At 74.0% G+C, this 25,023-nt stretch carries 24 protein-coding genes; 20 read left to right on the top strand and 4 right to left on the bottom strand.

What is annotated here, in order from left to right:
* Window positions 1-56: 56 nt before the first annotated feature.
* A complete protein-coding gene (locus AC067J_RS38105; protein WP_478307279.1) occupies window positions 57-569 on the bottom strand; it encodes a DUF3515 domain-containing protein in 513 nt (170 codons plus the stop codon).
* Between the two features lie 20 nt (window positions 570-589).
* Window positions 590-823, bottom strand: coding sequence for an Lrp/AsnC family transcriptional regulator (locus tag AC067J_RS38100; RefSeq protein ID WP_478307278.1), 234 nt, complete (start codon window positions 821-823; stop codon window positions 590-592).
* A 219-nt stretch (window positions 824-1,042) separates the two neighbouring features.
* Here AC067J_RS38100 and AC067J_RS38095 point away from each other — a divergent pair, with 219 nt between their 5' ends.
* The 3 genes from AC067J_RS38095 (at window position 1,043) to thiD (ending at window position 4,130) form a co-directional block, all read left to right on the top strand.
* Window positions 1,043-2,008, top strand: coding sequence for a thiamine-phosphate kinase (locus tag AC067J_RS38095; RefSeq protein ID WP_327680977.1), 966 nt, complete (start codon window positions 1,043-1,045; stop codon window positions 2,006-2,008).
* A gap of 251 nt (window positions 2,009-2,259) precedes the next feature.
* Window positions 2,260-3,285, top strand: coding sequence for a 6-phosphofructokinase (locus AC067J_RS38090; protein WP_478307276.1), 1,026 nt, complete (start codon window positions 2,260-2,262; stop codon window positions 3,283-3,285).
* 23 nt (window positions 3,286-3,308) lie between these two features.
* Window positions 3,309-4,130 (top strand): bifunctional hydroxymethylpyrimidine kinase/phosphomethylpyrimidine kinase, encoded by an 822-nt coding sequence (gene thiD / locus AC067J_RS38085; RefSeq protein ID WP_478307274.1) that lies wholly within the window; start codon window positions 3,309-3,311, stop codon window positions 4,128-4,130.
* A 142-nt stretch (window positions 4,131-4,272) separates the two neighbouring features.
* Here the strand turns inward: thiD and rpmB are convergent, their stop codons facing one another.
* On the bottom strand, window positions 4,273-4,458 hold the full coding sequence (gene rpmB / locus AC067J_RS38080; protein WP_014138233.1) for a 50S ribosomal protein L28: 186 nt from the start codon (window positions 4,456-4,458) through the stop codon (window positions 4,273-4,275).
* A gap of 283 nt (window positions 4,459-4,741) precedes the next feature.
* Here rpmB and AC067J_RS38075 point away from each other — a divergent pair, with 283 nt between their 5' ends.
* The 10 genes from AC067J_RS38075 to mutM all read left to right on the top strand — a co-directional run bounded on the left by AC067J_RS38075 (window position 4,742) and on the right by mutM (window position 14,780).
* The gene (locus AC067J_RS38075; RefSeq protein WP_478307273.1) at window positions 4,742-6,373 is read left to right on the top strand and encodes a DAK2 domain-containing protein; all 1,632 of its coding nucleotides are present in this window, start codon (window positions 4,742-4,744) and stop codon (window positions 6,371-6,373) included.
* A 75-nt stretch (window positions 6,374-6,448) separates the two neighbouring features.
* Window positions 6,449-8,692: an ATP-dependent DNA helicase RecG gene (recG, locus tag AC067J_RS38070; protein ID WP_478307271.1), complete on the top strand. Its 2,244-nt coding sequence runs from the start codon at window positions 6,449-6,451 to the stop codon at window positions 8,690-8,692.
* A gap of 138 nt (window positions 8,693-8,830) precedes the next feature.
* Complete coding sequence (locus AC067J_RS38065) at window positions 8,831-9,355, top strand: hypothetical protein (protein WP_478307269.1); 525 nt, start codon at window positions 8,831-8,833, stop codon at window positions 9,353-9,355.
* A gap of 194 nt (window positions 9,356-9,549) precedes the next feature.
* Window positions 9,550-10,134, top strand: coding sequence for a 16S rRNA (guanine(966)-N(2))-methyltransferase RsmD (gene rsmD / locus AC067J_RS38060; protein ID WP_478307267.1), 585 nt, complete (start codon window positions 9,550-9,552; stop codon window positions 10,132-10,134).
* A gap of 51 nt (window positions 10,135-10,185) precedes the next feature.
* Window positions 10,186-10,677: a pantetheine-phosphate adenylyltransferase gene (gene coaD, locus AC067J_RS38055; RefSeq protein ID WP_478307265.1), complete on the top strand. Its 492-nt coding sequence runs from the start codon at window positions 10,186-10,188 to the stop codon at window positions 10,675-10,677.
* Between the two features lie 199 nt (window positions 10,678-10,876).
* Window positions 10,877-12,073: an ATP synthase F0 subunit B gene (locus AC067J_RS38050; RefSeq protein ID WP_478307263.1), complete on the top strand. Its 1,197-nt coding sequence runs from the start codon at window positions 10,877-10,879 to the stop codon at window positions 12,071-12,073.
* A gap of 141 nt (window positions 12,074-12,214) precedes the next feature.
* A complete protein-coding gene (locus AC067J_RS38045; RefSeq protein ID WP_478307261.1) occupies window positions 12,215-12,859 on the top strand; it encodes a YceD family protein in 645 nt (214 codons plus the stop codon).
* 2 nt (window positions 12,860-12,861) lie between these two features.
* Window positions 12,862-13,035: a 50S ribosomal protein L32 gene (rpmF, locus tag AC067J_RS38040; protein WP_030056747.1), complete on the top strand. Its 174-nt coding sequence runs from the start codon at window positions 12,862-12,864 to the stop codon at window positions 13,033-13,035.
* A 20-nt stretch (window positions 13,036-13,055) separates the two neighbouring features.
* Window positions 13,056-13,844: a ribonuclease III gene (gene rnc, locus AC067J_RS38035; RefSeq protein ID WP_380228645.1), complete on the top strand. Its 789-nt coding sequence runs from the start codon at window positions 13,056-13,058 to the stop codon at window positions 13,842-13,844.
* A 57-nt stretch (window positions 13,845-13,901) separates the two neighbouring features.
* Window positions 13,902-14,780, top strand: coding sequence for a bifunctional DNA-formamidopyrimidine glycosylase/DNA-(apurinic or apyrimidinic site) lyase (mutM, locus tag AC067J_RS38030; RefSeq protein ID WP_478307259.1), 879 nt, complete (start codon window positions 13,902-13,904; stop codon window positions 14,778-14,780).
* Window positions 14,781-14,844: 64 nt separating this feature from the next.
* Here mutM and AC067J_RS38025 read toward each other — a convergent pair whose 3' ends face one another.
* On the bottom strand, window positions 14,845-15,768 hold the full coding sequence (locus AC067J_RS38025; protein WP_478307257.1) for a DMT family protein: 924 nt from the start codon (window positions 15,766-15,768) through the stop codon (window positions 14,845-14,847).
* A gap of 314 nt (window positions 15,769-16,082) precedes the next feature.
* Between AC067J_RS38025 and AC067J_RS38020 the strand changes: the two genes are divergently transcribed.
* From AC067J_RS38020 to ftsY, 7 genes are all read left to right on the top strand, one after another.
* Window positions 16,083-17,447: a hypothetical protein gene (locus AC067J_RS38020; RefSeq protein ID WP_478307255.1), complete on the top strand. Its 1,365-nt coding sequence runs from the start codon at window positions 16,083-16,085 to the stop codon at window positions 17,445-17,447.
* Between the two features lie 111 nt (window positions 17,448-17,558).
* The gene (locus AC067J_RS38015) at window positions 17,559-18,143 is read left to right on the top strand and encodes a hypothetical protein (RefSeq protein WP_478307254.1); all 585 of its coding nucleotides are present in this window, start codon (window positions 17,559-17,561) and stop codon (window positions 18,141-18,143) included.
* Between the two features lie 31 nt (window positions 18,144-18,174).
* On the top strand, window positions 18,175-18,696 hold the full coding sequence (locus AC067J_RS38010) for a winged helix-turn-helix transcriptional regulator (protein WP_478307253.1): 522 nt from the start codon (window positions 18,175-18,177) through the stop codon (window positions 18,694-18,696).
* A gap of 35 nt (window positions 18,697-18,731) precedes the next feature.
* Entirely contained in the window at window positions 18,732-19,031 is a 300-nt protein-coding gene (locus AC067J_RS38005; RefSeq protein ID WP_478307252.1) for an acylphosphatase, read from the top strand.
* A gap of 401 nt (window positions 19,032-19,432) precedes the next feature.
* Window positions 19,433-19,636: a hypothetical protein gene (locus tag AC067J_RS38000; protein WP_363556040.1), complete on the top strand. Its 204-nt coding sequence runs from the start codon at window positions 19,433-19,435 to the stop codon at window positions 19,634-19,636.
* 198 nt (window positions 19,637-19,834) lie between these two features.
* On the top strand, window positions 19,835-23,452 hold the full coding sequence (gene smc, locus AC067J_RS37995; protein WP_478307249.1) for a chromosome segregation protein SMC: 3,618 nt from the start codon (window positions 19,835-19,837) through the stop codon (window positions 23,450-23,452).
* Between the two features lie 46 nt (window positions 23,453-23,498).
* Window positions 23,499-24,701, top strand: coding sequence for a signal recognition particle-docking protein FtsY (gene ftsY, locus AC067J_RS37990; RefSeq protein ID WP_478307247.1), 1,203 nt, complete (start codon window positions 23,499-23,501; stop codon window positions 24,699-24,701).
* Window positions 24,702-25,023: the final 322 nt, after the last annotated feature.

Raw genomic sequence — 25,023 nt, 5'->3', positions numbered from 1 at the left:
ACGACGCGGAAACGGCGGGCCGGAACGTTCCGGCCCGCCGTTTCCGCGCACACGCCCTAGGGGATGGTGGCCGCCACCGTGTCGGAGAGGGCCGCGCCGGCTTCCAGCGGGTTGGGGGTGGCCCCGGCGGGGACGGTCAGCTCGACGAAGGCCGCGCGCTGGGTGACGGTGAGCCGGTAGCCGCCGTCCTTCAGCGGCTCCGGCCACCAGGTGACGCCGTTGAACGTCGGCGCGATCTCCGCCTGCTTCTCGTCGACCAGCGCCTCCGGGTGCGGCACGCCGCAGCGCAGGACGATGCGCGGCGAGGCGCCCCAGGCGGCGACGTACGGGGAGGCGGGCTTCGGGTCCTTGCGCGGGTGCCCGAGCAGCTCCTGGGGGAGCGCCGCGGCCAGCGCCCGGCAGTACCCGGCCGCCCTGGCGGACGGCTGGGGGGCCTCGATCTTCTCGGGCGCGCTCCAGCTGCCGATCAGCACCACCACGGTGCAGGTCAGCGCGAGCGGCACCGCCAGCCAACGGACCGGGGCCGGCAGTGCCGCGAGGAAGCGGGGGACACGGAGTTCTCGGGTCACCCGCCGATGGTATGCGGGTCTTACAGGTGGACCACCGGACAGGTCAGGGTGCGGGTGATTCCCTCGATCTGCTGGACCTTCGCCACGACGAGGCGGCCGAGGTCGTCGACGGTGTCGGCCTCGGCCCGGACGATCACGTCGTAGGGGCCGGTCACGTCCTCGGCCTGGAGGACTCCGGGGATCTTGGAGATCGACTCGGCCACGGAGCTGGCCTTGCCGACCTCGGTCTGAATCAGGATGTAGGCCTGTACCACGGGGACCTCCCGGCGGCTGGGTACGGGGATCGCCGCCGTGATCGCCCGGTCGGGTGTCGGGGGGTGGGAACGGGCTCACCGGCAGTCTGATCACCACGCTACCGCGCAGCGGGGCGGGGAGGGGAGACCTGTGCGCCGTCGGAGGGCGTACGCTGCGCGCGGAAGCGACTTGGACGTACGACGCAGGTGCGCACGTGACGGAGACCGAGAGGACGGCAGATGCAGGGGACCGTGGGCGAGCTGGGCGAGTTCGGACTCATCAGGGAGCTGACCGCCCGCGTACCGCTCACCGACGCGGTCGACCTCGGCCCGGGTGACGACGCCGCGGTGGTGAAGGCCCCGGACGGCCGGGTGGTGGCCACCACGGACGTGCTGATCGAGAACCGGCACTTCCGCCGGGACTGGTCGACCGCCTACGACGTGGGCCGCAAGGCCGCCGCGCAGAACCTCGCCGACGTGGCCGCGATGGGCGCGGTGCCGACCGCGATACTCCTGGGCCTGGTCGCGCCCGCGGACCTGCCCACCACCTGGGCGACCGAGCTGATGGACGGGCTGCGCGACGAGTGCCAGGTGGCCGGGGCGACGGTGGTCGGCGGCGACGTGGTGCGCGGGGACACCATCACGCTGGCCATCACGGCGCTCGGGGATCTGCAGGGGCGCGCGCCGGTGACGCGCGCCGGGGCCCAGGTGGGTGACGTGGTGGCGGTCACCGGCTGGCTGGGCTGGTCGGCGGCCGGGCTGACCGTGCTGCAGCGCGGCTTCCGCTCCCCGCGGGCCTTCGTCGAGGCGCACCGCCGCCCGGAGCCGCCGTACCACGCGGGCCCGGCCGGCGCGGAGTTGGGCGCCACCTCGATGATCGACGTGAGCGACGGGCTGGTCGCCGACCTCGGCCACGTCGCCAAGGCCAGCGCGGTGGACATCGACCTGCGGGCCGCCGACTTCGACGTCCCGGCCCAGATGGCGGACATCGGGCAGGCGGTCGGCGTGGACCCGCTGGTCTGGGTGCTCTCCGGCGGCGAGGACCACGCGATCGTGGCGACCTTCCCGCGCGGGGTCCAACTGCCCGCCCGCTGGCGGGTGGTGGGCGAGGTCGTGGGCCGTGCGAGGGCGGCGCGCGGCGGCCGGGTGACGGTGGACGGCGAGGCCTGGGACCGGGTCGGCGGCTGGGACCACTTCTCGGAGTGACGGCGGGCGCGGCCGGGGGAGGCCGGGGGAGGCCGCCCCGGCCGACCGCTGTGCGGCGCCCGCCGGTTGACGCTCCGTCGGGTGTGCCGGCGGGGCGCACCCGGGGGCGCGCGACGCTCCGGATGCGTCCGGCGAACCGCCTCCGGGCGGGGTGAGCGCGTAGGCTTGCCGCATCCGGACCGCCCGCCGTCGGCATGGGTGGTCTGAACCACTGTGGTCTGAACCACTTCGGAGCGGGAGAGCACACCACCATGCGTATCGGTGTCCTGACCAGCGGCGGCGACTGCCCCGGCCTGAACGCGGTGATCCGCTCCGTGGTGCACCGGGGCACCGATGTGCACGGTGACGAGATCATCGGCATCGAGGACGGCTTCCTCGGCCTGATCGAGGGCCGCACCCGCCCGGTCTCGCACGACGACGTCACCGGCCTGCTGACCCTCGGCGGCACCATCCTCGGCTCGGCCCGGGTCCAGCGCGACCGGATCGCCTGGGCGGTGGAGAACGCCAAGACCCTCGCCCGCGACATCGGCATCGACGCGCTGATCGCGATCGGCGGCGAGGGCACCCTCACCGCCGCCAAGATGTTCAGCGACGCCGGACTCCCCGTGGTCGGCGTGCCGAAGACCATCGACAACGACATCGACGCCACCGACGTCACCTTCGGCTTCGACACCGCGGTGCACGTCGCCACCGAGGCGATCGACCGGCTGAAGACCACCGCCGAGTCCCACCAGCGCGTCATGGTCGTCGAGTTGATGGGCCGTCACACCGGCTGGATCACCCTCACCGCCGGCATGGCGGGCGGTGCGCACGGCATCCTGATCCCGGAGAAGCCGTTCGACATCGAGGGCGTGGCCCGGATGGTCGAGGACCGCTTCGCCCGCGGCAAGAAGTTCGCCATCATCGCCGTCGCCGAGGGCGCCGCACCGATGCCCGGCACCATGCGCTTCGACCACGGCGAGGTCGACCGGTTCGGGCACCGCACCTTCGGCGGGATCGGCAACCGGCTCGCCAACGAGCTGGAGAACCTGCTCGGCAAGGAGGCCCGCCCGGTCATCCTCGGCCACACCCAGCGCGGCGGCACCCCGACCGCGCGGGACCGGGTGCTCGCCACCCGCTTCGGCTGGCACGCGGTGGAGGCCGTCCACCAGGGCGCGTTCGGCCACTTCACCGCGCTGCGCCGCAGCGACATCCGGCTGGTGCCGGTCGCCGAGGCCGTCACCCGGCTCAAGACCGTGCCGGAGGACCGCTGGGCGGAGTCGGAGGCGGTGCTCTGAACCGGCGCCGGTAGGTTGGGGGCATGTCCCTCCCGTCCTCCGCCCCCACCCCCGCCACCGCACCCCCGCGCGTGCTCACCGTGGCCGGCTCAGACTCCGGCGGCGGCGCCGGCATCCAGGCCGACCTCAAGGCGATGCTCGCCCTCGGCGTCCACGGCATGAGCGTGATCACCGCCGTCACCGCGCAGAACTCGCTCGGCGTCCAGGGCTACTGGGAACTGCCCGCCGAGGCCGTCCGGGCCCAGTTCCGCAGCGTGGTGGACGACATCGGCGTCCAGGCCGTGAAGACCGGCATGCTCGCCTCCATCGAACTGGTGGAGACCGTCTCCGACCTGCTGGCGGGCGTCGACGCCCCCGTCGTGGTCGACCCGGTCGGCGTCTCCAAGCACGGCGACGCGCTGCTCGCCGCCGAGGCCGTCGCGACCGTCCGCGAGAGGCTGCTGCCGGTCGCCACCCTCGCCACGCCCAACCTGCACGAGGTGACGCAGCTCACCGGCCGCACCGTGGAGAACGAGGCGCAGATGGTGGACGCCGCCAAGGCGCTGCTGGACCTCGGGCCGCGCTGGGTGCTGGTCAAGGGCGGCCACCTGGAGGGCGAGGCGGCCGACCTGCTGTACGGCGGCGCGGGGGAGGAGCACTGGTACCGGGCGCCGCGCTACGACAACCGGCACACCCACGGCACGGGCTGCACGCTGGCCAGCGCGATCGCCTCGGGCCTGGCCAAGGGCGAGCCGCTGCCGGAGGCGGTCGCCTCCGCGAAGGAGTACATCACCGGCGCGATCGCCCACGGCTTCGCGCTCGGCTCAGGGATCGGCCCGGTCGACCACGCCTGGCGCTGGCGCTGAGCGGAGCCGGGAAAGACCGGAGGGCGGGCCCGCGGGGGCCCGCCCTCCGGCGGAAAGGTCGGCGGTGTCGCCGGACAGACAGAAAGCCGGCCCATCCGAGGATGAACCGGCTTGCTGGAGGACCGGCGTACCGGTCTGCGCGTCAGCGCGAGACCTTACCGGCCTTGATGCACGAGGTGCAGACGTTGAGCCGCTTCGGCGTCCGCCCAATCACAGCGCGCACCGTCTGGATGTTGGGGTTCCAACGACGGGGGGTACGGCGGTGAGAGTGGGAGATGCTGTTGCCGAAGCCCGGCCCCTTGCCGCAGACGTCGCAGTTGGCAGCCACAGGAGTCACTCCAAGACTTCAGATCATTTACGTTCGAAAACCCCGCTGGACCAGCGGAGCACTCGCGTGAACCGGACCGGGCCGAAGGGTGAGCCTGAACCTGTTCCAGGCAACCGGAAGAGCATACAACGCTTGCTCCCGTTCAACGAAACTACCATGACCGGCCGAGTGATCGCTCTGCCCGCTGCTTCCGGCAGCGCCTCCCGGCCCCCGATAACCTGCCGGTACCACCCCTCGCCGTTCACCCTCAGGCCATCACGGCGTCCCATCCGGAGGAGACCTGGTGCTGCACACGCTCGACGCCCCGGCCGTGCGCAGCTGGTGCCAGCTGGCCCTGCGCGCGCTCGGCCAGGCCCGCGAGGAGATCGACGCACTCAACGTCTACCCCGTCCCGGACGGGGACACCGGCACCAACCTGTACCTGACCGTGGAGTCGGCCGCCGCCGAGGTGGAGAGCCGGTTCGCCGCCCCCGGACCCGGTCCGGCGCCGGGGCTCGCCGAGACCGCCCGGGCGATGGCCCGCGGCGCGCTGGTCGGCGCCCGCGGCAACTCCGGGGTGATCCTCGCCCAGTGGCTGCGCGGAACCGCCGAGACGCTGGCCGAGGGCGGCGGCGCCGACCAGTTGCGGGCCGCCCTCCAGCGGGCCGCCGACTCCGCCTACCAGGCCGTCGCCGAGCCGGTCGAGGGCACCCTGCTCACCGTCGCCAGGGTCGCCGCCCGGGAGGCGGGCCGGGCCGGCGCGGGGCTCGGACAGGTCGCCGACACCGCCTACCGGGCCGCCCGGGAAGCGCTACGGCACACCCCCGAACAGCTCGCCGTGCTCGCCGAGAACGGCGTGGTGGACGCCGGCGGCCGCGGCCTGGTCGCCGTCCTCGGCGCGCTCGCCGACGCGGTGGCCGGACACCAGCCGATGGGCCCGGTCGCGCTGCGCGGCGACCTCCACGTGGTGGAGAGCTGCTCCGGACACGTCCGTCCGCCCGGACCCGGCCACCCCGCGTTCGAGGTCATCTACCTGCTGGACGCCCCCGACGAGGCGCTGCCCGCACTGCGCGAACGGCTGGCCGGACTCGGCGACTCGCTCGTGGTCGGCGGCGGCGACGGGCTCTGGAACGTGCACGTCCACGTGGACGACGCGGGCGCCGCCGTCGAGGCCGGGGTCGAGGTCGGGCGGCCGCACCAGATCCGGATCACCCACTTCGCCGAGGCCGCCGCCCGGGCCGGCACCGCCGCCGACCGCGGCGAGGCGGAGCGGCGCACCCGCGCGGTGCTCTCGGTGGTCTCCGGCGCGGGCCTGGCCGAACTCTGCGAGCAGGCCGGCGCGGTCGTCCTGCACGCCGAACCCGGCCGCCCCCCGGCCAGCGCCGAACTCACCGCCGCCGTCCGCCGGGCCGCCGCCCGCGAGGTCGTGCTGCTGCTCAACGACCCGGAGCTGCGGGCCGCCGCCGGCGCCGCCGCCGACCAGCTGCGCGAGGAGGGCGTCCGGATCGCCGTCCTGCCCACCCGCTCACCGGTCCAGGGGCTGGCCGCGCTCGCCGTGCACGAGTCCGCCCGCCGCTTCGACGAGGACGTGGTCGCCATGACCTCGGCGGCCGGCGCCACCCGGTACGCCGAACTGGCGGTCGCCGAGGGGGAGTCCTGGACCATGGCCGGGGTCTGCCAGGCCGGCGACGTGCTCGGGCTGATCGACGGGGACGTCGCGGTGATCGGCACCGGGCTGGCCGAGGTCGGCACCAGCGTGCTCGACCGGATGCTCGGCGCCGGCGGCGAACTGGTCACCCTGATCCTCGGCGAGGGCGCACCCGGGGGACTGGCCGACCACCTGGTCGCGCACGCCCGGCACCGGCGGCCCGAGGTGGACGCGGTGGTCTTCCACGGCGGCCAGGAGTCGGCGCCGCTGCTCATCGGCGTGGAGTGAGGGCCGGGCCGGAGCGGCCCGGGCGCGGGCCGGTCGACGCCCCGACTGTCGGTCCCGTGGTGTAAACAAGCCCTGATGGGCGCTCTCGATGAACCACTGACCAAGCTCGTCGGCGACCGGACCGCCAAGGTGCTCGCCGACAGCCTCAAGCTGCGCACGGTCGGCGACCTGCTGCACCACTATCCGCGCCGCTACGTCGAACGCGGCCAGCTCACCAGCCTGGACGAGCTGGAGATCGACGAGCACGTCACCGTGCTGGCCCGGATCGAGAAGGTCACCCTGATCCCGTTCCGCGGCCGCAAGGGCGACCGCCTGGAGGTGGTCGTCACCGACGGCCGCAGCAGGCTCTCGCTGGTCTTCTTCAACCAGGGCTGGCGGCAGAAGGAGCTGAAGGGCGGCGCCCAGGGCCTGTTCGCGGGCAAGGTGGGCGTCTTCAACCGCACCCGCCAGCTGGTCTCGCCGGACTACCAGCTGCTCGACGAGGACGCCGACGCCGGCGCCGCCCAGCAGTTCGCCGGCCGGCTCATCCCCGTGTACGGCGCCAGCTCCCAGATGCCCAGCTGGAAGCTGTCGCTCTGCGTCGAGACGGCGCTCACCAAGCACCTGTCCGACGTCGGCGAGCCGCTCCCCGCCGAACTCCGCGAGCGGCACGGCCTGATCCCGCTGCCCGAGGCGCTCGAACTGATCCACCGCCCGCGCAACCACGCCGACCGCGAGCGCGCCCAGGACCGGCTCCGCTGGGACGAGGCCTTCGTCCTCCAGGTCGCCCTCGCCCAGCGCCGCGCCGCCGACTCCGCGCTGCCCGCCAAGCCGCGCCGGGCCCGCGAGGGCGGCCTCCTCGACGCCTTCGACGCCCGGCTGCCGTTCACCCTCACCGAGGGCCAGCAGAAGGTCTCCGCGGAGATCGCCGCCGACCTGGCGGACGAGCACCCGATGCACCGCCTGCTCCAGGGCGAGGTCGGCTCCGGGAAGACCCTGGTGGCACTGCGCGCCATGCTCGCCGTGGTGGACGCCGGCGGGCAGGCGGTGCTGCTCGCGCCCACCGAGGTGCTGGCCCAGCAGCACCACCGTTCGATCGTCGAGATGATGGGCGACCTGGCCGAGGGCGGCCTGCTCGGCGGCTCCGACCTCGGCACCCGGGTGGTGCTGCTCACCGGCTCGATGGGCGTCCCGGCCCGCCGCCAGGCGCTGCTCGACATGGCCTGCGGGGACGCCGGCATCGCGATCGGCACCCACGCGCTGATCGAGGACAAGGTGCAGTTCCAGGACCTCGGCCTGGTCGTGGTCGACGAGCAGCACCGCTTCGGCGTCGAACAGCGGGACGCGCTGCGCGCCAAGGGCGACCAGCCGCCGCACCTGCTGGTGATGACGGCCACCCCGATCCCGCGCACCGTCGCGATGACCGTGTTCGGGGACTTGGAGACCTCGGTGCTGGACCAGCTGCCGGCCGGCCGCTCGCCCATCTCCACCCACGTCGTCCCGGCCGTCGAGAAGCCCAACTTCCTGGCGCGCGCCTGGGAGCGGGTCCGCGAGGAGGTGACCAAGGGCCACCAGGCGTACGTGGTCTGCCCCCGGATCGGGGACGAGGAGCCCGCCGACCCCAAGGCGGGGGCGAAGGCCGCGAAGAAGCGGCGCCGGGCCGCGGACGACCTGGAGGACCTCACCGACGACGCACCGGACGAGGGCGCGGCGAGCGACGAACGGCGGCCCCCGCTCTCCGTCGTCGAGACCGCCGCGAAGCTGGCCGGGGGCCCGCTGTCCGGGCTGCGGGTGGAGATCCTGCACGGCCGCCTGGCACCCGAGGCCAAGGACGAGGTGATGCGCCGGTTCACGGCCGGCGAGGTGGACGTGCTGGTCGCCACCACGGTGATCGAGGTCGGCGTCAACGTCCCGAACTCCACCGTGATGGTGATCATGGACGCGGACCGGTTCGGCGTCTCCCAGCTCCACCAGCTCCGCGGCCGGGTCGGGCGCGGCTCCGCCGCCGGACTCTGCCTGCTGGTCAGCGACATGCCCGCGGGAAGCCCCGCCCGCGCCCGGCTGGAGGCGGTGGCCGGCACGCTGGACGGCTTCCAGCTGTCCCGGATCGACCTCGAACAGCGCCGCGAGGGCGACGTCCTGGGCCAGGCGCAGTCCGGGGTGAAGTCCTCGCTCAAGGTGCTCTCGGTGCTGGAGGACGAGGAGGTCATCGTGACCGCCCGCACCGAGGCCACCCGGCTGGTCGCCGAGGACCCGGAGCTGGCCGCCCACCCGGAGCTGCGCACCGCGCTGGCGAGCCTGCTCGACGAGGACCGCGCGGAGTACCTGGAGAAGGGCTGAGCGCGGTCGGCCGCACGGGGGCCGCAGCCGTCCGCAGCCCCTCGGCCGGGCCCGATTGTCAGACCCCCGGGAGAGAATGAAGGTGTTCAGGACGCACCCCCAAGGTGCGTTCCTGGCGCGACACTTGGGGGTTTTGCCATGGCATTCCGTCATCTCAACGAGCTCCCGCTGGGCGACAAGGTCTTCCGGATCGAACTCGCCAGCGACGACGACCGCGAGGTCACCCTCACCCTCACCGGCTGGCGCGAGGGGGAGGCGGCCGCGCCGCTCGCCTCCGGCAAGCTGCGGCTGCCGGTCGAGGACGTCGCCTCGCTGCGGATCGCGCTCAACCGGGCGCTCCGGGCCCTGGCGATCGTCGCCGACGTCTCCGAGCCCATCCCCGACCGCGACGTGCTGCGCGAGCTCTACCCCGGCCACGGCGCCCCCTGGGTGCCGCAGCACGAGGAGGAGCTGGTCCGGCGGTTCCACGAGAGCGAGACCGTCGCCCGGATCGCCGCCCGCTTCGGCCGCACGCCCGACTCCGTCCGCACCAAGCTGCGCGAGCTCGGGCACGACCCGCGCCGCCCCGAGTACTGCCCGCCCGACGGCTGCCTCTCCTGGTCCCGCTACGCCTCGCCGACGCTGCTCGGCGCGGCCGTCCCGGCCCAGGCGGCGGGGGAGTAGCCGGGGAACGACCGCACGGCGCCCGCCCCGTGCGACCGGCACCTGCCGGTGCTCGACCCGCGAGCGCGCCGGAGGCCGGCAGAGCGTCCGAAGGACCACAGCGCCTGAAAGAGCTGAGTGGCCCCGCCGGTCGGACCGGCGGGGCCACTCCCGTATAGCGTGGTCGGGCAGCGACGAAAGGACCTCCCACCACCATGACCCGCGTGATCGCCGGGGCGGCCGGCGGCCGCCGACTGGCCGTACCGCCCGGCCGGGGCACCCGCCCGACCTCCGACAAGGCCCGCGAGGCGATGTTCTCCACCCTGGAGGCGCTGCGCGGCACCCTGCAGGACGCCCGCATGCTGGACCTGTTCGGCGGGTCGGGCGCGGTCGGACTCGAGGCGCTGTCGCGCGGTGCCGAGCACGTGCTGCTGGTGGAGGCGGACGCCCAGGCGGCCCGGGTGATCCGGGAGAACGTCCGGACGGTCGGCCTGCCGGGCGCGCTGGTGAAGGCCGCCAAGGCGGAGAAGGTGATCGCCGGGCCGGCTCCGGAGGCCCCGTACGACCTGGTCTTCCTCGATCCGCCGTACGTCGTCACCGACGACGAGGTGCGCGAGATGCTGATCACACTGTCGGCTGGGGGCTGGCTCGCGGCGGACGCACTCGTCACCGTGGAGCGCAGCACCCGGGGCGGCGAGTTCGGCTGGCCGGAGGGCTTCGAGGTGCTGCGCTCGCGCAGGTACGGCGAGGGCACGCTCTGGTACGGTCGCGCCGCCGCCGAGACCCGCCACCACCCGTAGCGGGCCGAGGCCCGCAGCCGTCTCGTCACCCCATGAGGGAGCACATACGCCATGCGCCGCGCCGTCTGCCCCGGATCGTTCGACCCGATCACCAACGGCCACCTCGACATCATCGAGCGGGCCTCGAAGCTGTACGACGTGGTGCACGTCGCGGTGCTGATCAACCGCAACAAGCAGGGCATGTTCAGCATCGAGGAGCGGATCGCGCTGATCGAGGAGACCACCGCCCAGTACGGGAACGTCGTGGTCGAGTCGCACCTCGGGCTGCTGGTGGACTTCTGCCGCGAGCGGGACATCCCGGCGATCATCAAGGGCCTGCGCGCCGTCAGCGACTTCGACTACGAGCTGCAGATGGCCCAGATGAACCACGGGCTGACCGGCGTCGAGACGCTCTTCGTGCCGACCTCGCCGACGTACAGCTTCCTCTCCTCGACGCTGGTCAAGGAGGTCGCCTCGTACGGAGGCGACGTCTCGCACCTGCTGCCCGAGACGGCGCACCGCCGCCTGGTCGAGCGGATCGCCGAGCGGAGCGCCCAGCAGTAGCTTTCCCGGTGATGACCGGAGGTCCGTTTCTGCCGGTTCGTCACGGTATGTCGGTCGGGTGGGTGGTCGGCCCGGTCCGGGCGTTGTGACCTCGCACCGCCGTGGCCGTACAGTCTGTATTCCTGCCCTGCGGTGAGGTGCACCGCGCCGGGCGCTGCCTCCGCCGGACCGTCGGCGGCACACGGAAAGACGAAGCCCCGTGGACGTGCAGAACAAGGTCGACGAGATCGTGGCGGCCGTCGAGAACGCCCGCTCGATGCCCATGTCGGCCTCCTGCGTGGTGAACCGGGCCGAGCTGGTCGGCCTGCTCCAGGACCTCAAGACCGCGCTGCCCGCCGAGCTGGCCCAGGCCCAGTCGGTGATGGCCGACCACGAGTCGGTGGTCGCGGACGCCCAGGCCGAGGCGGAGCGGATCATCCAGGGTGCGCACGCCGAGCGGGGCTCGCTGATCTCCGACACCGAGGTGGTCCGCCGGGCCCAGGCCGAGGCCGACCGGATCCTCGCCGAGGCCCGCGCCGAGGTCGACACCAAGCGCGGTGAGGCCGACGACTACGTGGACAGCAAGCTGGCCAACTTCGAGGTCGTGCTCACCAAGACGCTCGGGGCCGTCGGCCGCGGCCGGACCAAGCTGCGCGGCGACGCGAGCGTCTTCGAGAACGACTACGAGGGCGAGACCGACGGCGAGGAGTTCCGGCCGCAGCGGATCAGCCCGAGCCCCGAGGTCGACGAGTACGTCGATGTGAAGCTCGCCACCCTGGAGAACGTGCTCAGCGCGACCCTGGAGGCGGTCGGCAAGGGGCGCGACAAGCTGCTCGGCAAGAAGTCGATCGACGAGCTGGGCGCCTACCTGGCCGCCGCCGACCAGGCGCAGCAGGCCAAGGAGCGGGCCGAGGCGGTCGCCGCCGGCTTCGCCGGGGACCCCGACGGCAACGACATCGCGTGGTACCGCGAGGACGTGCCGCAGCAGCAGACCTGGCCGGAGCAGACCCCGGCCGCGGCGGGCTGGCAGGCGCCCGGCGTCGACCAGTACGCGGCCGCGCAGCAGGGCGGCGGCCAGTACGCCGAGGTGTACGGCGGCGGCTTCGACCCGGCGGCCGGGCAGGGCGGCGACCCGTACGGGGGCCAGTACGGCTACGGCCAGCAGCCGCAGCAGCAGCCGGGGTACCCGGAGGGCCAGCAGGGCGGCTACGGCTACCCGCCCCAGCAGCAGGGGTACGCCGCGCAGCAGTACGACGCCTGGGGCAACCCCCAGCCCGAGGCCGTGCCCGGCTACCCGCAGCCGCCGGCCAACCCGCCGGCCCTCCCGCAGCAGGCGCAGCCCGGCCTGGACGAGACCAGCTTCTTCGACACCAGCATGATCGACATGACCCGCCTCCGGGAGCTCGGCGGCAGGTAGCGTTCGGGAGCGAAGTTGGGCCTGGCCGGAGACTCCGGTAGTCTGACCACTCCGGCCTCTCCGTGTCGGGCCGTCGGTCTGCCCGCGCATCCATCCGATGAGTGGCGCCGCGCATCAGTTTTCTCAGGAAGTCAGGACACCTTGAACCGCCTCGACCACCGCGACCCCCTCGTGTTCGACACGCACGAGCTGGGCCGTCGTCCGGGTGCGCTGCGCAAGGTGACCCGGACCCTGGAGGCCCCCGAGGGCCTGGGGATCATCGACGTGATCGGTGTCCCCGAGAAGAGCGAGATCGTGCTGGAGCTCCGCCTGGAGTCCGTGGTCGAGGGCGTGCTGGTGACCGGCACCGCCGAGGCCGTGGTCGAGGGCGAGTGTGTACGGTGCCTGGAGCCGGTCGAGTCCGATCTCGACGTGGACTTCCAGGAGCTGTACTACTACCCGGAGTCCGACGAGCGTCACCGCGCCCGGACCACCGGGACCGAGGACCTCGACGAGGACTCGGAAGAAGAGACTTACCGCCTGGAGGGCGACTACTTCGACCTCCAGCCGGTGCTGCGTGACGCGGTGGTGCTCGCACTGCCGCTGCAGCCGGTGTGCCAGGAAGACTGCCTGGGCCTGTGCTCCGAGTGCGGAGCGCGCCTGAGCGACGACCCGGCACACCACCACGATGCCGCCGACCCCCGGTGGGCGGCTCTGCAGGGACTCTCCGCCGCCCCTGGCGACGAGGGTGACGGAATCAAGAACAGCGACACCCGTGAGGGTCTCGCCGAGAACCAGGAGAAGTAGCCGTGGCTGTTCCGAAGCGGAAGATGTCGCGCAGCAACACGCGCCACCGCCGGTCCAACTGGAAGGCCGTTGTCCCGGCCCTCGTGGCGTGCGACCGCTGCCACGAGCCGAAGCTGGGTCACATCGCGTGCCCGAGCTGCGGCACGTACAACCGCCGCCAGGTCCTCTCGGTCTGATCGGCGGGGTGCACGGATCGATGTCGGACGGTAACTCCTCCCGCAAGGCGACCACCGCACCGAAGGCTCCTTCGGGCGGCGGAAAGGCCGGCGGGCCGGCTTCGACCGAATACGACGTCCTGGAAGGGCGCCTCGGGTACACACTCGAGCGCGCCCTTCTGGTGCGTGCCCTGACCCACCGCTCGTACGCGTACGAGAACGGGGGGCTGCCCACCAACGAGCGCCTGGAGTTCCTCGGCGACTCGGTGCTGGGCCTGGTGGTGACCGACACCCTCTACCGCGTCCACCCGGACGTCCCGGAGGGCACGCTCGCCAAGCTGCGCGCCGCGGTGGTGAACTCGCGCGCGCTCGCCGACGTCGGCCGCGGCCTGGAGCTCGGCACGTTCATCCGGCTCGGCAAGGGCGAGGAGGGCACCGGCGGTCGCGACAAGTCGTCGATCCTCGCCGACACCGTCGAGGCCGTGATCGGGGCCGTCTACCTGGACCAGGGTCTGGACGCCGCCACCGAGTTCGTCCACCGGCTGTTCGACCCGCTGATCGAGGAGTCCTCTCAGCTGGGCGCCGGCCTGGACTGGAAGACCAGCCTCCAGGAGCTCACCGCCTCGGTGGGCATCGGAGTGCCGGAGTACGTGGTCGAGGAGTCCGGTCCGGACCACGAGAAGACCTTCACCGCGGCGGCCCGGGTGGCCGGCGAGGACTTCGGCAGCGGCGTCGGCCGCTCGAAGAAGGAAGCCGAGCAGAAGGCCGCCGAGAGCGCCTGGCGGGCGATCAAGGAGAAGTACGCCGACCGCCTGCCCAGCGGGGCCTGAGCACGCAGTAGCCTTCCTCCTGCAGACGCAGTTCCCCGTCGCAGGAGGCTTGTTCCCGTGCCCGAACTCCCCGAGGTCGAGGTCGTCCGCCGCGGTCTGGCGAACTGGGTCGCCGGGCGGACCGTGGCCGAGGCCGAGGTGCTGCACCCGCGCGCGGTGCGCCGCCAGCCGGCCGGTCCGGCCGACTTCACCGCCCGGCTCACCGGCACCACGCTCGGCACCGCGCAGCGGCGCGGCAAGTACCTCTGGGTGCCGCTCTCCGGCACCGGAACCGGTTTCTCGCTGATCGGCCACCTCGGGATGAGCGGCCAGCTGCTCGTCCAGGACCCGTCCGTGCCGGACGAGAAGCACCTGCGGGTCCGGCTGCGGTTCGACGACGGCGGGCGCGAGCTGCGCTTCGTCGACCAGCGGACCTTCGGCGGGCTGGCGGTCGAGGAGGCCGAGGAGGGGGACCCGGAGGGCACCCCGGTCTCCATCGCGCACATCGCCCGCGACCCGCTCGACCGGCGCTTCGACGACGCCGCCTTCGCGTCCGCGCTGCGCGCCAGGCGCACCACCGTCAAGCGGGCCCTGCTGGACCAGACGCTGATCAGCGGGGTCGGCAACATCTACGCCGACGAGGCGCTCTGGCGCACCCGGCTGCACTACGACCGCCCGACCGGGTCGCTGACCCGCGCGCAGGCGCTGCTGCTGCTGGCCAACGCCCGGGACGTGATGGCGGCGGCGCTGGCCGTCGGCGGCACCAGCTTCGACAGCCTGTACGTCAACGTGAACGGCGAGAGCGGCTACTTCTCCCGCGACCTGGACGCCTACGGCCGCGAGCAGGAGCCGTGCCGGCGCTGCGGCACGCCGATCCGGCGGGCCTCCTGGATGAACCGGTCCAGCTACTTCTGCCCCCGCTGCCAGCGGGTGCCGCGGGTCCGCAGCGGGGGCTGAGCGGCCCCGGCCCTCTCCTCGGGCCCGGCGCCTCAGTGCTTGGGTGCCTCAGTGCTTGGGCGCCTCAGCGCTTGGCGAGTTCGGGCTGCGGGTGCTCGGGCTCGGGGGTGCCGCCGTGGGTGTCCTGGCCGAAGTAGGCGACACCGACCGCCGCGACCACCGACAGCAGGAAGCCCGCCACGCCGAGCCAGCCGAGCCCCGCCTTCGAGGAGTCGCCGAGCCAGAGCACGCCGACCGCTCCGGGCAGCACCGTCTCGCCGACCACCAGGGCCGCGGTGGCGCCGTTCACCGAGCCGATCTGCAGCGCCACGGTGTGCACGTACATGCCGCCGATGCCGCCGACCAGGATCGCGTACAGCGCCGGGTCGGAGAGCAGCTTGCCGAGCTCGAACGGGTCGACGCCGTTGAGGATGCGCACGCCGACGCCGAGCGCGCCGAAGCCCAGGCCGGAGAGCAGGCCGGCGACGATCGCGCCGTTGGCGCCCATCCGGCGGACCAGCAGGCCGCCGCCGACCAGCAGCACGGTGGTGATCGCCAGCAGCCACCAGTGGAAGGACATCTCGGCGTGGTGGCCGCCCTCCGGTCCGGCCGAGACGGCCAGCAGCACCAGGGCCGAGCAGAGCACGCCGATCGAGGCCCACTCCAGCTGCTTGAGCCGGATGCCGAGCAGCTTGATCGACAGCACCGCGGTGATCACCAGGTTGGCGCTGATGATGGTCTGCGAGAGGAACAGCGGCAGCAGCCGGGCGGCCAGTGCGCCGAGCCCGAAGCCGATGAAGTCCAGCACCGTGCCGAGGATGAACTCCCAGGTGACGGCGGCCTTGGCGGTGGAGGAGAGGCTCGGCCCGCCGTGCGCGGTGGTCCCGGCGGCGGAGGCGCCCTTGGCGGCCTCCTCGCGGGCGGAGCGGCGTGAGCCGACGGCCTGCAGGACCGAACCGGTGCCGTAACAGGCGGAGGCCGCCACGGCGGTGACGAGGCCGATCAACACGCGGGTGCTCCGATCGAGAGTGCTGCGGGGATGGTCAAGAGAAGGTCATGAGGGGGCGGTACGGCCACCACTATGCCCGGTCGCGGGGTACGGTCGGATCGCCCCCCGGTGGTCACCGCGGGCTGCGGTGACCCGCCGGAACGTACGTCCGGGCAGGTGGCCGGGTTCCCGCCGCGCGGCAGGCTCAGGGGCCCGCCCGGGTAGAGATCATCCCCGGGGAGGGGACGCACCCCGGCGGACGGTGGGGGTGGCGCGGTGGCCCGTACCCGGCGGGTATGCCCTGCGAGGGGGCCGGTGGAGGTAGCGTCGAAGGCATGAGAACCCTTGCTCGACGACGTTCCCGGGGCGCCGGGCCGCTCGCCCTGGTGGTGGCGCTGCTCGGGCTGCTTCTCCTGCTGGGGCCGACGGCCTCGGCGGCGGGTGGGCTGGACGACGCGGCCGCCACGCTCAAGCAGGGCCGGGTGTACGTCGACCCGGCCATGACCGGCCGGTTCGACCAGGGCCAGGCCGACGCGCTGACGGAGAAGATCCGCCAGGCCGACAAGCCGATCTTCGTCGCGGTGGTCCCGGCCGCCGCCCCGTACGGCGCCCAGACGGTCTTCGACGACCTGCGGACCAAGACCGGCATCACCGGCACCTACGCGATCTGGCGCGGCGACCAGTTCCAGGCCCGCTCGGACAAGGCCGCGCTGCCCAGCGCGAGCGCCGAACGGATCGCCGGCGCCTCCTTCCGCTCGCACCCCGGCGACATCGCCGCCACCCTCGACGACTTCGTCGACACCGCCGCCCCGCAGGTCAAGGGGCACGGCGTGAACAGCGCCGCCGGCGGTGTCCCGACCGCCGCGATCGTCGTCCCGCTGGCCCTGCTCGCGCTCGCCGGCACCGGTGTGTTCCTGCTCTTCCGCCGTGCGAAGCGGCGCAAGGAGGAGCAGCGCCGGGCCGAACTCGCGCAGCTGCGCCGGGTCGTCGACGAGGACATCACGGCCTACGGCGAGGAGCTCGACCGGCTCGACTTCGACCCGCGAGCCTCCGACGCGGACGACGCGCAGCGCGACGACTACGCGCACGCCCTGGACTCGTACGAGCGGGCGAAGCTGCTGATGGACGAGGCCAAGGGGCCGCACGACGTGAAGCCGGTCACCGAGGCGCTGGAGGACGGCCGGTTCGCGCTGGCCACCCTGGACGCCCGGCGGGAGCGCGAGCCGCTGCCGGAGCGGCGGCCGCCGTGCTTCTTCGACCCGCGGCACGGACCGTCGGCGCAGGACGCCGACTGGGCGCCGTCGGGCGGCGCGGCGCGCACCGTCCCGGTCTGCCGGGCCGACGCGGAGCGGCTGGCGGCCGGACGGGACCCGGACATCCGGACCGTCCCGACCGAGCACGGCCCGCAGCCGTACTGGAACGCCGGACCGGCCTACGGGCCGTGGGCGGGCGGCTACTTCGGCGGCTTCGGCGGCGGCGGGCTGCTGCCGGGCCTGCTGGTCGGCACGATGCTCGGCTCGATGATGGCCACCCCGGCCTACGCGGCCGGCTCGGCGGAGGCCGGCGCCGGCTACGAGGGCGGCGACGCCTCGGGCGCCGACTACGACTCCTCCGACTTCGACGGCGGCTTCGGCGGCGGGAGCGACTTCGGCGGCGGCGGGGACTTCGGCGGCGGGGGTGACTTCGGGGGCGGCTTCTGACCGACCGCCGTCCCCGCGGCGCGGTGGCGCGCCGATGCGACGATCGGTCTCGGACTCCCGCGGCCCCGCCGGTTCACCCGGCGGGGCCGCGGAGCTGTGGGAGGGGGAGCGGTGGCACCGGGTCCGGGGCTCGCCGAGCCGTGGCTGCGGCCGGGCGAGGAGCTGTCCGGTCTGGTCGAGGTCCGGCTGAGCTGGGCGGTCGGCCGGGCGCCGCGGCGGTACCGCGAGCGGGGCGCCGACGTGGAGGGCCGGGCGGAAGGCGCCTTCGACCTCCTCGACGTGCTGTTCGAAGGCGCGGAGGGCGCCGTGGGACTCGCCCTCCTCCACGGGGCCCGGGTGGTCGCGCCCGGCCTGACGGGCGGCTGGGAGAGCCTCGCGGGCCGGTTCGCCGCCGCCGCCCGGGAGGCCGAGCCGCAGCGCTCGTCGGAGACCTTCGGGTACGTGCTGCTGGCCTTCACCGACCGCCGTCGGCTGTTGCTCAAGCGGCGGGGCGCGCTGCGAGCCGACCACCTGCAGGACCTCGGCCGGATCACCGGGGTGGACCGGATCCGCCCGGACGGCAGGGACGTCCCTGCAGCCCGGGGCGAGCGCTGGGCGCGGCTGCGGTTCGCCGACGGCTCGGCGGTGGCGGTGCGGGTGGCGCGCGGGGAGTTCAAGGCGCTGGAGGGGCTGGTTGCCCTGGGCGGCTGGGTTTGAGAAGGCAACTCGTTGTGGGAGGGTGGGGGACGTGACCTCTCGGGATGTGACCTCCGACACCTCTCCGGCCGTTCCCGCCGCGCCCGCCCTGCCCGGGCGGCCCTGCTCGATCGCCGCCGCGCTGCACGTGGTGGGGGAGAAGTGGGCGCTGCTCGCGGTGCGGGAGCTGTTCTACGGCAACCACCGGTTCGACCGGATCGCCCGGAACACCGGGGCGCCGCGGGACCGGCTCACCGCCCGGCTGCGCGCGCTGGAGGAGGCCGGGGTGGTCGAACGCCGCGCCTACAGCGAGCGGCCGCCCCGGTTCGAGTACCACCTGACGGAGGCCGGCCGGGACCTCGCGCCGCTCACCCAGGCACTGCTCGGCTGGGGGGACCGCTGGCTGATGCCGGAGCCCCCGGTCGGCCTGGAGCACGGCCCCGAGGGGCACGAGCCGCACCCCTACGACCCGGCCTGGGTCTGCCGCACCTGCGGCGAGGAGGGGCGGCGCGCGGACCTGCGGGTCGAGGTCCGCAGCCCGGGCTGGACGACGGAGGGCCCCACCGCGCCGTGACGCGGGCCGCCGCCCGTCCGGATAGGGTCGGGGGCATGCACGGTCGCGACGCCCACAGTGAGGAGCCGGTCCGGGTCACCGCCTGGGTGCGGGGCAAGGTCCAGCAGGTCGGCTTCCGCTGGTGGACCAGGGCGAGGGCGCTGGAGATCGGCCTCACCGGCTACGCGAGCAACCTCGGCGACGGCCGGGTGCAGGTGGTGGCCGAGGGCCTCGCCGTCGACTGCGAACAGCTGCTCGCCCTGCTCAGGGGCCCGGACACCCCGGGGCGGGTCGCCGGGGTGACCGAGATCTGGACCGCCGTCGGCACCGGCTACGGGGGCTTCGAGATCCGCTGAGCCCGGCCCCTCCCGGAACCGGGCCGAAAGGATCGGCAACTGGCGGTGTCGTACGGTTGCCATCCGGGCAGACTCGTGGTTGACTCCGCATCGGACGATGATCCACGAGCATGTGGTGGACCTCCCCGCGACCCCCCAGGCGTGACCACACCGCCAGGCAGGTGACAGGGGCGCGGTAGCGTGCGGTGATCGTGTTGACCCGTTCCGTCTTTGGTGAGACGCTGGAAGCCCGCGCACACGACCGCGTTATCCCGGCAGGCGCATGCCCTCGTGGGCCCAGCTCACGGCGGTTGTGCCGTAGTGCCCAGCCAGCACTGCCGGTGCGCGACGCGCGTGCGTCCCCCTTCCCCCTAGACCTGTACCGTTCCGGTTCGGTCACTCAGCGTGGAGGACCATTCATCATGGCAAAGGCGCTTCTCGGGTACGTCGGCGGCCCCGACCCGCGAATGCTCTCCGAGATGCGACGGCTGCAGCAGCGCGTTCAGGATCTCGAAGCCGAGCTCATTCGTATGCAGGCTGAGAACGACGCTCTGACCGCTGTCGCTGACGAGCACTCGCTGCTCAGCAGCATCGATCTGGACCAGCGGGAGCCGGCTCTCACCTGAGTCCCGCCCGATCCCTCGATCGACGCCGTTGTGCACTGAGCCGCCCCGAAAGGGACGCAGCTTGCAAGGGACGCCCCGCGTGGCGTCCCTTCGTCGTGTCCGGGCGCGGCCCGCCGGGTGTGTCCGGACACGATCGCCGCAGGTGCGGGCGGCTACAGTCGCCGCAGGGCCTGGTGGGCGATGTGAGGAGACCGGCGCGTGCACCTGAAGAGTCTGACGCTGCGCGGGTTCAAGTCCTTCGCCTCCGCCACCACCCTGCGGTTCGAGCCCGGCATCACCTGCGTGGTCGGACCCAACGGCTCCGGCAAGTCCAACGTCGTCGACGCCCTCTCCTGGGTGATGGGCGAGCAGGGCGCCAAGTCACTGCGCGGCGGCAAGATGGAGGACGTCATCTTCGCCGGGACCAGCGGGCGGGCCCCGCTCGGCCGCGCCGAGGTCAGCCTCACCATCGACAACACCGACGGAGCCCTGCCGATCGAGTACGCCGAGGTGACCATCACCCGGACGATGTTCCGCAACGGCGGCAGCGAGTACGCGCTCAACGGTGACACCTGCCGGCTGCTCGACATCCAGGAACTGCTCTCCGACTCCGGCATCGGCCGTGAGATGCACGTCATCGTCGGCCAGGGGCAGCTCGACTCCGTCCTGCACGCCGACCCGATGGGCCGCCGCGCGTTCATCGAGGAGGCGGCCGGCGTCCTCAAGCACCGCAAGCGCAAGGAGAAGGCGCTGCGGAAGCTGGACGCGATGCAGGTCAACCTCAACCGCGTCCAGGACCTGGTCGCCGAACTCCGCCGCCAGCTCGGCCCGCTCGGCCGGCAGGCCCGGATCGCCCGGCGCGCGGCCGGCATCCAGGCCGACCTGCGCGACGCGAGGCTCCGGCTGCTCGCCGACGACCTGCTCGCCCTGCGCCAGGCGGTCGAGGCCGAGATCGCCGACGAACTCGCCCTGCGGCTGCGCCGCTCCACCGTCGAACAGGAACTCGGCCGGGCGATCGGCCGCGAGGCCGTGCTGGAGGCGCAGGTCCAGCAGCTCGGACCCGGGCTGGAGGCGGCCAGGCAGACCTGGTACCGGCTCTCCGCGCTGACCGAGCGGACCCGCGGCACCATCGGGCTGGCCGAGGCCCGGGCCCGGCACGCCGCGGCCGGCGGGCAGACCGAGGAACGGCGCGGCCGGGACCCGGAGGAACTGGAGCAGGAGGCCGCACGGGTCCGGGAGGAGGAGGCCGCGCTGGCCGAGGCACTGGAGGAGGCCCGGTACGCGCTGGCCGAGGCGGTGGAGACCCAGGGCGAGCTGGAACGTGCCCTCGCCGCCGAGGAACGACGGCTGAAGGACGCCGCCCGGGCCATCGCCGACCGCCGGGAGGGCCTGGCGCGGCTGCAGGGGCAGGCCGGCGCCGCCCGGTCCAAGGCCGCCGCCGCGGAGGCCGAGATCGGCAGGCTCGCCGAGGCCCGCGACGAGGCGCTGCTGCGCGCCGAGGCGGCCCGGCACGAGTACGAGGAACTGAAGTCCCGGGTCGAGGCGGGGGCCGAGGACGACGAGCGGACCGACACCGCCCACGAGGCCGCCCGGGAGCGGCTCGCCGCCGTCGAACGGGACCTCGCCGCCGCCCGCGAGGCCGCCGGCGCCGCCGAACGGGACCGGGCCGGGCTGACCGCCCGGCACGAGGCACTGGCACTCGGCCTGCGCCGCAAGGACGGCAGCGGCGCCCTGCTGGCCGCGGGCGACCGGCTGGCCGGCCTGCTCGGCCCGGCCGCCGCGCTGCTGCGGATCGCCCCCGGCCACGAGACCGCCCTGGCGGCCGCGTTCGGGGCGGCCGCGGACGCGGTGGCCGTCGACTCGCCCGACGCCGCCGCCCGGGCGCTCCGGCTGCTGCGCGCGGAGGACGCCGGCCGGGCCGCCCTGCTGATCGCCGGCGCGGCCGAACCTCCCCGCCCGGCCGGGGCGTTGCCGACCGGCGCCCGCTGGGCCGCCGAACTGGTCGACGGGCCTGCCGGGTTGCTGCCCGCCGTGGGCGAACTGCTGGCCGGCGTCGCGGTCGTCGACTCGCTCGACGACGCCGTCCGGCTGGTCGCCGCGCACCCCGGGGTGGCCGCCGTCACCGCCGAGGGCGACCGGCTGGGCGCCCACTTCGCGCACGGCGGCTCCGGCGGTGCGCCCAGCCTGCTGGAGACCCAGGCCGCGGTGGACGAGACCGCCCGCGCGCTCGACGAACTGGCCTCGCACTGCGCCGAATCGGCCGAACGACTGGCCGAACTCACCGAACAGCGCCGCGAGTCGGCCGCCGAACTGGAGCAACTCGGCGCCCGGCGCCGGCAGCTGGAACGGGAACGGGCCGAGGTCGCGGGCACGCTCGGCAGGCTCGGCGGGCAGGCCCGGGCCGCCGCCGGCGAGGCCGAACGGCTCACGGCCGCCGCCGCCCGCGCCGAGGACGGGCTGGACCGGCTGCTCGCCACCGCCGAGGAGCTGGCCGAACGCCTCACGGCGGCCGAGGAGTCGGCGGCCGCGGGGGAGGACGAGCCGGACCCCGCCGAGCAGCAGCGGCTGGCAGCGGCCGCCACCGCGGCCCGGCAGGTCGAGCTGGAGGCCCGGCTCTCGGTCCGCACCCACGAGGAGCGGGTCCGCGCCCTGAACGGCCGGGCCGACCAGCTGGACCGGGCCGCCCGCACCGAGCGCGAGGCGCGCGCCCGGGCCGCCGAGCGCCGCAGGCGCGCCGAGCACGACGCCCGGGTGGCCAACGCCGTCGCGGCGGGCGCCCGGCAGCTGCTCGCCTGCCTGGAGGTGTCGCTGGCCCGGGCGGACGCCGGCCGGGCCGCGGTCGAGCAGGCGCGCGCGGTGCGCGAGGCGGAGCTGAAGGAGCACCGCGAGCACGGACGCGAACTCAAGGACGAGCTGGACAAGCTGGTCGACGCCGGTCACCGCGACGAGGTGCTGCGGGCCGAGAAGCGACTGCGGATCGAACAGCTGGAGTCCCGCGCGCTGGAGGAGTTCGGCATCGAGGGCGGCGAACTGCTCGCCTCGTACGGGCCGGACCGGCTCGTTCCGCCGTCGGCGCCCGAGGAGGGCCGGGAACCGGGCGAGCCGTACCCGTACGTCCGGGCCGAGCAGGAGAAGCGGCTGCGGGCGGCCGAGAAGGCGTACCAGCAGCTCGGCCGGGTCAACCCGCTGGCGCTGGAGGAGTTCGCCGCACTGGAGGAGCGCCACACCTTCCTCGGCGAGCAGCTGGACGACCTCAAACGGAGCCGGCGCGACCTGCTCGACATCGTCAAGGACGTCGACCAGCGGGTCGAGCAGCTGTTCACCTCCGCCTACCACGACACCGCCGCGCAGTTCGAGGGCGTCTTCTCCCGGCTCTTCCCCGGCGGCGAGGGCCGGCTGGTGCTCACCGACCCGGACTCCATGCTGACCACCGGCGTCGAGGTGGAGGCCCGCCCGCCCGGCAAGAAGGTCAAGCGGCTCTCGCTGCTCTCCGGCGGCGAGCGCTCGCTGACCGCTGTGGCGCTGCTGGTCTCGATCTTCAAGGCCCGGCCCAGCCCGTTCTACGTGATGGACGAGGTGGAGGCGGCGCTGGACGAGACCAACCTGCGCCGGCTTATCGCGATCATGGAGGAGCTCCGGGAGAGCTCCCAGCTGATCGTGATCACCCACCAGAAGCTGACCATGGAGTCCGCCGACGCGCTCTACGGCGTGACCATGAAGGGCGACGGCATCTCGCAGGTCATCAGCCAGCGCCTGCGCGGGCAGGCGCCCCCCGGTGCCCGGTCCCGGACCGGCCACCGGGAGCAGCCGGCGGCCATCGGTACCACAACGGTCTAGCCGCCTGCGGTCCGTCCGGGCCCCGGTCGCGGATACTGGACGGGTTATGGAATACGTGATTCTTGCCGTAGTCATCGCGGTGGTCGCCGTCGGAGCGATCGCCGGACTCGTCGTTTCCGGCAGACGACGCCAGCAGCTGCCCCCGAAGTCGCAGGCGCCGGTCATCACGGCGCCCCCGACCCCGCGCGAACCCGCCGTCGGCGAAGAGGCCGCGCCGCCGACCGAGGAACCCCGTCGCACCGTCGAGGAGGTGGAGCTCCCCGAGGCCGAGGCCGTCCCCGAGACGGCCGTCGTCGAGGAGGCGGTTCCGGCCCTCGACGTCCCCGAGCCCACCGCCGGCCGGCTGGTCCGGCTGCGCTCCCGGCTCTCCCGCTCGCAGAACTCGCTCGGCAAGGGCCTGCTCTCGCTGCTCTCCCGCGAGCACCTCGACGAGGACACCTGGGAGGAGATCGAGGAGACCCTGCTGACCGCCGACGTCGGCGTGGTCCCCACCCAGGAGCTGGTCGAGCGCCTGCGCACCCGGGTGAAGGTGCTCGGCACCCGCACCCCCGAGGAACTGCGCGGACTGCTCCGCGAGGAACTGGTCGAGCTGATCGGCACGGACGCCGACCGCACCGTCCACTCCACCAAGCACGAGGAGGGCCCGGCCGTCGTCCTGGTGGTCGGCGTCAACGGCGTCGGCAAGACCACCACCACCGGCAAGCTGGCCCGGGTGCTGGTCGCCGACGGCCGCACGGTGGTGCTCGGCGCGGCCGACACCTTCCGTGCCGCCGCCGCCGACCAGCTGCAGACCTGGGGCGAGCGGGTCGGCGCGCGGACCGTCCGCGGGCCCGAGGGCGGCGACCCGGCCTCGATCGCGTTCGACGCGGTCAAGGAGGGCATCGCCGAGGGCGTGGACACCGTGCTGGTGGACACCGCCGGCCGGCTCCACACCAAGACCGGCCTGATGGACGAGCTGGGCAAGGTCAAGCGGGTCGTCGAGAAGCACGGCCCGGTGGACGAGGTGCTGCTGGTCCTGGACGCCACCACCGGTCAGAACGGGCTGGTCCAGGCCCGGGTCTTCGCCGAGGTGGTCGACATCACCGGCATCGTGCTGACCAAGCTGGACGGCACCGCCAAGGGCGGCATCGTGATCGCGGTCCAGCGCGAGCTGGGCGTTCCGGTCAAGCTGATCGGGCTCGGCGAGGGCGCGGACGACCTGGCGCCGTTCGAGCCGGGCGCGTTCGTGGACGCGCTGATCGGGGACTGATACCCCGGCCCGCCCGGCCTCCCCGAGAAGGGTCCGCTCCGCGAGGGGCGGGCCCTTCGGCGTTCCCGCCGACCGGCCCACGGGTCCCACCCGCCGCCCCCGCCCCGAGCCGCGCTGCACACACCCGCCCCGCCGACCTCAGCCATGCACCGAACCCGCCCCGAGCTGCGCTGCACACGCCCGCCCCGCCGACCCCGACCACGCACCGCCCTCGCCCCGAGCTGCGCTGCACACGCTCGCCCCGCCGACCTCAGCCCCGCACCGAACCCGCCCCGAGCCGAAGGGCCGCGCCGGTGCCGAAAGGAAGGAGCGAGGAGGCCGC

The organism is Kitasatospora sp. NPDC042419, assembly GCF_056437345.1.
This window is presented reverse-complemented; position numbering and strand designations above follow the sequence as displayed.